The following is an 8,326-nucleotide window of genomic DNA, read 5'->3' on the forward strand; positions in this document are numbered from 1 at the left end:
ATTTCGTCACGAGAACCGAAGGCATGTCAACTTGTCGAGACAGAGGCCGGCGAGCGTCGCCGGTAGTTGCATATCGGCCAGCAGTGATGATCAATCACTGCTGAGAAGTGTGCAGAATTCGACGTCGATCCGGTCGGGTTGGACGATCTTGCCGCGCACGCTGACCTCTCCCTGAAGACCCTCAGGCACCGGCTCCTCGCCAAAATGCAGCCGCCAGGCGAGGCCTTCGGCATCACGCAGGATCGGTCCGCGCGGTCCCGCCTCGATCGTCCCAGTTATCGTGTTGGATGTAGAGCGGGCAGGGCGGTTCATAGGCAAGATTGGTTCGCGATTGATGGGGCCTAGCCGGGAGCAATTCCAGGCGAGAAAGCCTCTAGCAGGAGACGAGGGGAATTCCCAACGACAGCTTCCGTTCAATGCGCATTGCGGCCGTCAGACGTAGAAATGCATCGAACGGACGGCAAAGAAGTCGTCAGTATCTGTCGCCGAGATTGTCATCAGCAACTTGAGTTCCTGGCAAGGGTGAAACGACAGTCGCCGCGTGTGCTGCAGTTCTAGCAGGTCGTAGATCAATGCCGGATCATCGGGCCGCACCACTATCGCACCGCACGGGTCATCGGACAGGTCGATTGCCCCAATTGCACCTTGGGGAATATCCTGAAATTTGTTGAAGTAGCGCTGCGTCGCGTTCCCATTGCAAAGATGAATTTCCGATACTTCGACCACGCGGGGACTCGCCCTGCCAATCTCAAGCCTGCCGCCGACGCCAAGACTGATCCCTTCTGGTCCGGCAAAGTAGCTTAGTTGCCAGCGATCGACCGCAAGCTCGGCATCGTAGGACTGCCCCGTGGGCATAAGGACTGCAGGTTCCCGGCATAGATATGATGCAACTGAATCCATTGAACGAAATCCTTGTTCAAGAGTGTTGCCGGGAAAACGGCGCGGTCCGGTGGGAGGTGGCCCGGACCGCGCCGCACCCCGTCAGGCGTAGGTCGCGTGCTCGACGCACTCGATGCAATCGGCCTTGCGCTCTTCGCTGACGGAATGGTGATGGGCCTTGCCGTCCTCGTCCGGGCAATCCGAACAAGGGCCCTGCGCTTCGTGCTGCGCGGCCGCCGAGCCGGCCTTGGCGTCCCCTTTGCGGGCTTCAAGCGCCTCGCGCAGGCGCGCGAGCTTCTGCCGGACCTGCTCGGTCATGGCCTCCCTGTCGCTTGCCCGCTGGGCGGCGGCGGGCGTCACAGCGGTGGTCGCCAGGCTCAGCGGGCTCGCATTCGCCGCGAGGGCAGGGGTGGCCATTGCGCCGAGCAACGGCAGGACGAGGTAGAGATAACGCTTCATCTTTAGTCTCCTTGGTTTTTCAGAAAAAGCCGGTCCGGCGACCAAACGAGAGGTCGGCTTGCGATGAATCCCCGAGCGCCGACCGGCGCACGCTCAGGGTGACACCCCGCTTGCCGCGGGCGCGGAAGTGGAGATCTGATGGATCGATGTTGTTGCGCTCGGCCCAGTCCTGCGCGTCGCGCTCGCTGGCAAAGTCGCCGATTTCGTCATGCTCGTAGGCCATGGTCAGTCTCCAGGATGGGCAGCCGGGGGAGGGGCGGACTGTGAGGGAGCGGAAGGGGCGGCCTCGGCGAGGAGCGCGACCACCGTTGCCGCGAGCGCGACGGAGAGCATCGCGGCGATCACCAGGCCGCGCACCGCTGGCTCAGGAAGGACGAAAACCAGCACCGCCAGCCAGACCAGAGTCGCCTGCGCGCGGTCGAACACGCGGCTCGCGGCGTCGGGCGAAAAGGCGAGCCACCCCCTCACAGATCGAGCCCCAGCGTCTTTTCCGGCCGCAATTGCTTGACCGGCGCTTCCGGCACTTTGCCGAGCACGGCGTCGAGCTTGGCCTTGAGTTCGGGGCTCATGCGGAGCTCGGGCACCTGTCTGGTGTCGATCGGGTTCACATGGCGCGGCTCAACCTCGACCTTGCCGGTGACCTCGAGCGCAGAGGTCTTGTTGCCGGGCGTGCGGTCGAGCTGCTGTTTAAGGCCTTCGAGGTTGTTGGTGACGACGGTCATGTCGTCGGTGGCGCGGGTGTTGAGGACGTTCTGCGTGCGCTGGGTGGCAAGGTTGCGCTGGGTCGAGGATATCACCTCGATGGCCTGCGGCTTGGTCATGCCCTGCGCCATGTGGGCATTGAGCGCGTAGCCCAGATCGAGCCGGCGCAGCATCGGATCGCCGGGCGCAAGAACCAACTGCCGCTTGTCGGCGAGCTCGACCCAGATGGCTTCCGGCCGCGCCTCGAGCACGGTGGCGTAAGTCGACTTGGCAATGTCGCGGCCTGCGTCCTTGTCGCGCCAGAACACGGTTTCGCCATCGTGGAGGCGGATCTGCTTTTCTTCGTGGAGCCCGAGCCGGTCGAAGCGGTGGTCGGGATTGATCCGGTCAGGATCGATGACCTTGCGCTTGCCATCGCGCTCGAGCACGATCTTGCCGTCCTTGCCCACCTCGCTGACCCGGTATTCGCCGGTCTTGAGGCCGATCTCGCGCACGTCCATCCGCGCCTCTAGTACCTGGCCGGCCCGGTAGGTGGAGGCAAAGCGCAGCTCCTCGCGGGTGGCGTTGACGCTTTGCAGCGTGGCGAGCGGCACGCCCGCGCCGCTCAAAGTCCCTTCCTTGAGTAAGCCCGCCTGGATCCGCGCATTGATCTCGGCCCGGTCGTCGCGCCCCGCTGTGAAGATCGCGGTCGCCCCGCGTTTGTCGGGCGAGAGCGAGAGCCACAGCTCGGCGGCGCGCGCGACGTGGTCGGGCCCTGCCTCGATCACGCGGCCGTGCGCTGCAAGCAGGTCGAGCGCGAGCCCGGCATGACCCTCGTTAGAGAGCCCCGCTACAGCGAGGAGGAGCGGCGAGTTTTTCTGGCGAATGTTCTCGTCCATTCGCACGGTCGCCTGGCCAGAGGCCTGCGACACCGCGAACATCTTGCCTTGCTCGATCGCCGATAATTGCTGGCGGTCGCCCATGAACGGGGCCTTGGCGAGGTCCAGTTGCTCGGCGAGCGTCACAAGGCGCAGCATGTCGCGCGAGGCCACCATCGAGCTTTCGTCGGTGATGATGACGGTGTTGGCGAGCGCAGCCTTGGCCGCGTCATATCGCTCGCCGCTGCCTGCAGCGGCCGCCGATCCGTAGGTGTTGAGGAACCGGGCGATGGTGTAGGCTTCGATTCCCGCCTCGCGCATTTGGTCGGCCGACATACCCTGGCCGCCGCCACCGCGCAGATCGGCGACCATCTTGTTCTGGAAGGCGAGCCCGACGAGCTTCACGCCATCAGCGCTCAGCACCTTGTCGAGCGCGCCGAGCAAGGTGGATTTGCCGGCGCCGGCGACGCCCTGGACGTTGAGGAAGCGATCGCCGCTGGAGAGTATCGCCACGCCTGCCGCGAGCTGGCCTTCGTTGAGCTGCCAGCTATCCACCCCGGCGCGCTCGCGCCCCAGTTCGCGCGCGGCCTCCTGCAGCCGGGCCATCGCCGCCTCGGGCGGCATGAAGGCACGGCCCTCGCCATGCCCCCTCTCGATGGTGTCGAGGATGCGTTGCTCCATGGCCAGTGCGGCGGGCGTGGTAACGAGGTCGAAGTGGCCGTCGAGCCGGTCGGACTTGCCGGGGATCAGGTGGCCCTCGCGAACGAGCTCGCTAATCCGTGCCACGACTGCGCCGCCCTCGAGGCCCTTGATCTGGAACCCCAGCGCGCTCGCCAGGATTGCCTGCGGCGAAAAGGCGGCTTCACGCTCGGAGAGATGCCGGATCGCTGATGCTGTCGCATGCTGCGCCTTGATGGTGTCGGCCGACAGGAACAATGCTGCGGCCCCGCTGACGGCAAGCGGACTTGGGTTGCGCAGCGCGGCATTGATCCGGGTCGAGACCTCGCCAATCGCGGCTGAGGCCGTCTCGCGGAAGGTTGGTTTTGCCTCGAGTTCGGCGCGCGCCTTGGCCTCGGCAATGAGGGCTTTGCCGTCGAAGCCGAGCTGGGCCGAACGGTCTTGCCAGGATTGGATAAGGCCTGTTCGGTCCTCAACCGCCAGCTTGGGATCGCGCGTGTTGACGGTGACCCGGTCCTGTCCCTTGGGCGATGATATGCCCAATTCCTCAACCTTGGTCAGAATGTCTTCGCGGCGCTGGCTGAACTCCTTGATGACCTCAGCGGGCACGCCCTTGATTTCGAACGAGCCGTGCTTGCCGACGGCCTCGGTCTCGTAGCCGAGCTTCTGCAACTGCGCGCGGAATGCAGCGTGATAGAACTGGCCAATCGTGGTGTTGTTCTTCCAGATCTCGCCGTTCCACAGTGCCTTCCAGGTGCCCTTGGGGTCGCGGGTCAGGTTGGCGACGACAGCGTGGATATGCCCCTGCGGATCGAGCGCGCGGCTCGTGTCGTGAGCGAACAGGGCATAGACGAGATTACCGGTCTTCTGGGGTTCGCCGCTGCGGCTGCGCTCGTAATTGCGGCTCTCGGCGAACTGCTTTTCGACCAGCTGCGACATGGTCGATTTGACCGCCGCCAGATGCGCATCGAGGATGCGCCGGTCGCCGCTGACCAGCGCCAGGATCGAGGCGGACTTGGGCATCGAAAAGGTGAGATCGAGACCCAGGCGCCGCCCCTCGACCTGCCCGACCATCTCGCCATCGGGCAGCCGCCCATTGAGGATGCCCTCGAACGCATCCCGCTCGACTTGCCCCTCCAGCCCGAGTGCGCGCGCTCCCTCGCCGCCCCAGACCCCTGCTTCCGCGTGTTCATCGGCCGAGTAGTAGTTGTCGTTGGCGAAGTAGTCGGCAGCGCCGCTCGACGACCGGACGGATGCGATCGAGTGCATGGCCTAGAGCTCCGGTCCGTCATCATGGGAATGCGATCGGTCCTCGATGCCCTTGGCGGCTTTCTCGCCGCGTGCGGCCTCCTTTTCGGGAAGGGCGGGGTCATTGAGCTCGCGCGCTACGCCGGTGCGCTGCGCGGGGGGCTTGGAAGCCGCACTCTTTTCCGCTTTCTGGGTCGGATCCTGCTCGCGGCCATTGGTGCGTTCGCCCTGCGTGCTCTGCTCCAAGCGGAATGCCATCTGCTTACTGACACTGGGATCGGGAGTGGCCCCGTCGGGAACGTTTTCGGGCACGGCATCTTCGGCATCGAGCGCGGCTGACAGCGAGGCTTCGGGATCGTGGACGAGATCGTCGCTGCGCGGTTCGAGTTCGGGTTCGCCGCTGAGGTCGCGCCCACCGGTCTCAGCCTCGCCACCCTCGTCTTTGGGCATCGCGATGAACTCGAGCGGCTCGACGTTCTCTCGCAGGATGTAGCCCTCGGCGACCTTGGGATAGTCCTTGTAGGTGAGCTTGATCCGGGCCGCGTCGAAGCCTTCGGGAAAAACCAGGAAGCCGCGCAGCGAGGGCAGGCGCATGATGTCGTCGGGGATCACCAGCGGCTGCACTTCCGAGCGCGGGGTGATCGTCGCGGCGTCGCGGATGTTGGAATAGCCGTAGCTGTAGGCCTCATCCATCATCCGCACTTCGCGGTGACCGATGTAGTCCGAGCAGTGCTCGGCGGTGTCTCGGTCGGCAGCCGCCAGGATCAGCTTGGTACGCGCGAGCGAAGCGAGGTTCTGCGCGCCTTCCTTGCCATAGGTTTCAGCCAGCTTGGCGAAGGAATGGATGCCGAGCACGAAGGCGCCGCCAAAGCCCCGCGCGGTCTGCAACCCATCTTCGATCGCGGGCAAGCGGTGCAGCGCATGGACCTCGTCGAAGAAGAACCAGGTGCGCAAGGACCGGGTTCGCGGCAGCCTCATCAAAGTGTGGACGGCAAGGTTCATCCATAGCGACAGCAGCGCGCGGTTAAGCACCAGTTCGTTGTGCGAGGAGGTGATGAACAGGATCGAGCCGGGCTTGCCCTGGTGCCGGATCCAGTCGCAGATCGAGAAGGGTTCCTTACCCTCAGGCAAGAACAGCAGCGCCTGGGCATTGGTGTTGAGCACCGCGCGTACGGACTCGGCCATGCGCGCCGCAACAGGGGCAGTGAGCGGTTCGGCGATCGTGTGCTTGAGGAGTTCGTGAACCTCCTCAAGGTCGGCCATCATCAACTGGCTGGCGAGGGCCTGGTTGGTTGCCTGACCCTTCTTGATGAGCTTCACACAGGTCTGGACGAACAGGGTACGCGCACCCAGCATCCAGAACGGATCCTGGCCGCCGCCATCGGTGGGGAGAATCGCCGAGGCGATCGCAGTGAAGTCGGCGTGGTTCTTGCCCTCGTCGAACAGCGACCAACTCGGGCAGCGTTCGTCCATCGGGTTGAGGATGGTGTCGGTTTCCGGGTTGTAGAACGCCTCGACGTAGGCACCGGTGAGATCGAACACGACAGCGCGGTCCTGGCGCACGCGCATCTGCGCAATCATGTCCCGCATCTGCGTGGTCTTGCCGGTGCCGGTTGACCCGATCATGATCGTGTGAGCTTGCTCGCTCCGCCACGGAAACGAGACGCCGGCGATGTTGTAGACGTGGTGGACGCCGGCTGCCTTGCGCTCGGCGAAGCTCATTTTCATGACATCGTCCATCGTCTTGCCGGGCATCCGTTCGGCAAGCTCCTGGGCAAGTGCGGCGCTGTTGTGCTGGTTGATCACGGCAGCGAGTTCGGCGGCATCGACCAGCATCGCGCCGCGCTGGTGGCGCTCCTCGAGGATTGCCTTGCCGCGCCGGCGCGAGAGGTCGATGAACCAGACCGAGAGCGGCACCGCCACGAACAGCGAGATGAACATCGAACCCCAAATCGCCCGCATCAGCTTGTTCCAGGCGATCACCACATCTGGGTGGCTGGCGATCATCGAAACCGGGGCGGGGATCACTCGGCCAGAGGGCAGGGTGAGATTGAGAATCTTGCGCGGATTGAACTCCATGAAGCTCCACCCGGCGGCATAGATCCGCATCAGGATCATCTGCACTTCGTGCTCGTGGAGCAGCAGCGCGAGAACGATCGAGAGCGCGATCAGGAACGTGAAGAACCACACCAGCAGCGGCATCTTCGCCGAGGAAAACCACATCAGGAATTCGTGCGTTATGAGCTGCGAGCCGCGAGTGAAATTACCCGCATTGCGGGGCATGTTTCCGCGCGCCGAATGGTGCTTGAGCTGGCCGGGGCGGGCCTGGTCGGACCAGGTGTCAGGACGCCGCATAGAGCGCCTCCACGCGGCGGTCGGCTTCCGCCATCAGGGCCTCGTGCGCATCGGGAAACTGGCGCTGGATCAGGAGATCGATTCCGAGGAACAGATACTCGGACGAGAACTGCCGTCGCCGCTCGGTTTCGGTGCTGCCAGCGAAGGCTTCGAGGTAGAGCGTCAATGCATCGCGAAGGATGATCGAAGGCGTCAGGCCGCGCGCAGCCTGTACCTTCTCAACGCCATTTGCGAGGTCGCGCGGTATCCGAACCGTGAGCCGGACTTCATCTGCCATAACCAGACCCTCATCAGGGCCTGGTGGGAATTGCGCAGCGCCGTTTTAGGCGATGCGGGGCGCCTTGGCAATGCCGGGGGCTTCGCCATGCCTTGTCTGACGGGGTCTGACACTGGAATGACGGTATTCTGCGGGGTTGGGAGGTTGTCAGACCCAGTCAGACACCTCCGGCCCGGCGACACCCACGCATTTCCACCATTTTACCCTACGGTCTGCCGTGTAGGGTGTGCACCTCTTCCCCTTGATCCCGTAGCTTTGATGGCTCGCGGGTTTTGGTGATTTTGCCCGAATCCCGGGGGGGTTTTCTACGCCCTCTCGGCGGCAGCTGAGGCAGCCGGATCGCTCGACTTTCGTAAGCTCAGTCGCGGCGATTGGGGCAGGGGGCTTGCCAAGCTGGCCAGGATCACGATCCTCGCGCGCGGGAGGTTTCAGCACCAACCCACGAGGTACATCATGGCCAGGAAAGGAAGTCTCGAAGCGGAACGAGCAGCGATCGCAAAGGAGCGTCAAGCGCTGGAAACACGCGAGGCGAAACTGCGCGACAGCGAGCGGGCGGCAAGCGTTGAGCTGATGCAGAAATCGGTTCTCGGCAAGGCGCCGTTCGAGAGGGTCGAAAGCTTCTTCGCCGCTCTTGCCAAGCTTGGTCTCGACGAAGCCGAGAAACGCCTGCGGGCAAGCTGAAACCGGCCTCGACAGAGGCCAGCACAGCCGGGGTTCGATGCCCCGGCTGTGCTTTATCTGGACACGCAAAAAAGATCCCATGGGCGCGGGCTGGCGCCGGTTGAGGCAGACTGACCTTCCCGCTTTGTCGTGAAGGAGGTTGCCCGTGCCCGTGTCCGTCTCATGCCATGCCGCCGTCAGCACGCAGCTG

The 8,326-nt window shown here is 64.2% G+C and carries 9 protein-coding genes; 1 reads left to right on the top strand and 8 read right to left on the bottom strand.

Annotated elements, in window-relative coordinates:
• Positions 1–90: 90 nt before the first annotated feature.
• The 8 genes from POM99_RS20680 to POM99_RS20715 form a co-directional block, all read right to left on the bottom strand.
• A complete protein-coding gene (locus POM99_RS20680) occupies positions 91–312 on the bottom strand; it encodes a DUF5818 domain-containing protein (RefSeq protein ID WP_277280591.1) in 222 nt (73 codons plus the stop codon).
• Between the two features lie 120 nt (positions 313–432).
• Positions 433–855 carry a hypothetical protein gene (locus POM99_RS20685; RefSeq protein WP_277280584.1) on the bottom strand — a complete coding sequence of 141 codons (423 nt, stop codon included), beginning with the start codon at positions 853–855 and terminating at the stop codon, positions 433–435.
• Between the two features lie 126 nt (positions 856–981).
• Entirely contained in the window at positions 982–1,338 is a 357-nt protein-coding gene (locus POM99_RS20690; protein WP_277280585.1) for a hypothetical protein, read from the bottom strand.
• Between the two features lie 19 nt (positions 1,339–1,357).
• Positions 1,358–1,561 carry a hypothetical protein gene (locus tag POM99_RS20695; protein WP_010890958.1) on the bottom strand — a complete coding sequence of 68 codons (204 nt, stop codon included), beginning with the start codon at positions 1,559–1,561 and terminating at the stop codon, positions 1,358–1,360.
• 2 nt (positions 1,562–1,563) lie between these two features.
• Entirely contained in the window at positions 1,564–1,764 is a 201-nt protein-coding gene (locus tag POM99_RS20700) for a hypothetical protein (protein WP_277280586.1), read from the bottom strand.
• A 38-nt stretch (positions 1,765–1,802) separates the two neighbouring features.
• Positions 1,803–4,844: a MobF family relaxase gene (gene mobF / locus POM99_RS20705; RefSeq protein WP_277280587.1), complete on the bottom strand. Its 3,042-nt coding sequence runs from the start codon at positions 4,842–4,844 to the stop codon at positions 1,803–1,805.
• 3 nt (positions 4,845–4,847) lie between these two features.
• Positions 4,848–7,178, bottom strand: coding sequence for a type IV secretion system DNA-binding domain-containing protein (locus POM99_RS20710; protein ID WP_277280588.1), 2,331 nt, complete (start codon positions 7,176–7,178; stop codon positions 4,848–4,850).
• Positions 7,165–7,455 (bottom strand): ribbon-helix-helix protein, CopG family, encoded by a 291-nt coding sequence (locus POM99_RS20715; RefSeq protein WP_277280589.1) that lies wholly within the window; start codon positions 7,453–7,455, stop codon positions 7,165–7,167. Before POM99_RS20715 ends, POM99_RS20710 begins: the two co-directional genes overlap by 14 nt.
• Before the next feature lie 453 nt (positions 7,456–7,908).
• On the opposite strand from POM99_RS20715, the gene POM99_RS20720 reads away from it, so the two are divergent.
• Entirely contained in the window at positions 7,909–8,136 is a 228-nt protein-coding gene (locus POM99_RS20720; protein ID WP_277280590.1) for a hypothetical protein, read from the top strand.
• The last annotated feature ends 190 nt before the right edge of the window (positions 8,137–8,326 follow it).

It is taken from the genome of Novosphingobium cyanobacteriorum (assembly GCF_029436685.1).
GTDB classification, from domain to species: Bacteria; Pseudomonadota; Alphaproteobacteria; order Sphingomonadales; family Sphingomonadaceae; genus Novosphingobium; species Novosphingobium cyanobacteriorum.

Excerpts from the sequence above, each read along its gene's own strand:
- POM99_RS20710 (WP_277280588.1), bottom strand. The coding sequence starts at position 7,178 with ATGCGGCGTCCTGACACCTGGTCCGACCAGGCCCGCCCCGGCCAGCTC.
- POM99_RS20695 (WP_010890958.1), bottom strand. The coding sequence starts at position 1,561 with ATGGCCTACGAGCATGACGAAATCGGCGACTTTGCCAGCGAGCGCGAC.
- POM99_RS20685 (WP_277280584.1), bottom strand. The coding sequence starts at position 855 with ATGCCCACGGGGCAGTCCTACGATGCCGAGCTTGCGGTCGATCGCTGG.
- POM99_RS20720 (WP_277280590.1), top strand. The coding sequence starts at position 7,909 with ATGGCCAGGAAAGGAAGTCTCGAAGCGGAACGAGCAGCGATCGCAAAG.
- mobF (WP_277280587.1), bottom strand. The coding sequence starts at position 4,844 with ATGCACTCGATCGCATCCGTCCGGTCGTCGAGCGGCGCTGCCGACTAC.
- POM99_RS20690 (WP_277280585.1), bottom strand. The coding sequence starts at position 1,338 with ATGAAGCGTTATCTCTACCTCGTCCTGCCGTTGCTCGGCGCAATGGCC.
- POM99_RS20715 (WP_277280589.1), bottom strand. The coding sequence starts at position 7,455 with ATGGCAGATGAAGTCCGGCTCACGGTTCGGATACCGCGCGACCTCGCA.
- POM99_RS20680 (WP_277280591.1), bottom strand. The coding sequence starts at position 312 with ATGAACCGCCCTGCCCGCTCTACATCCAACACGATAACTGGGACGATC.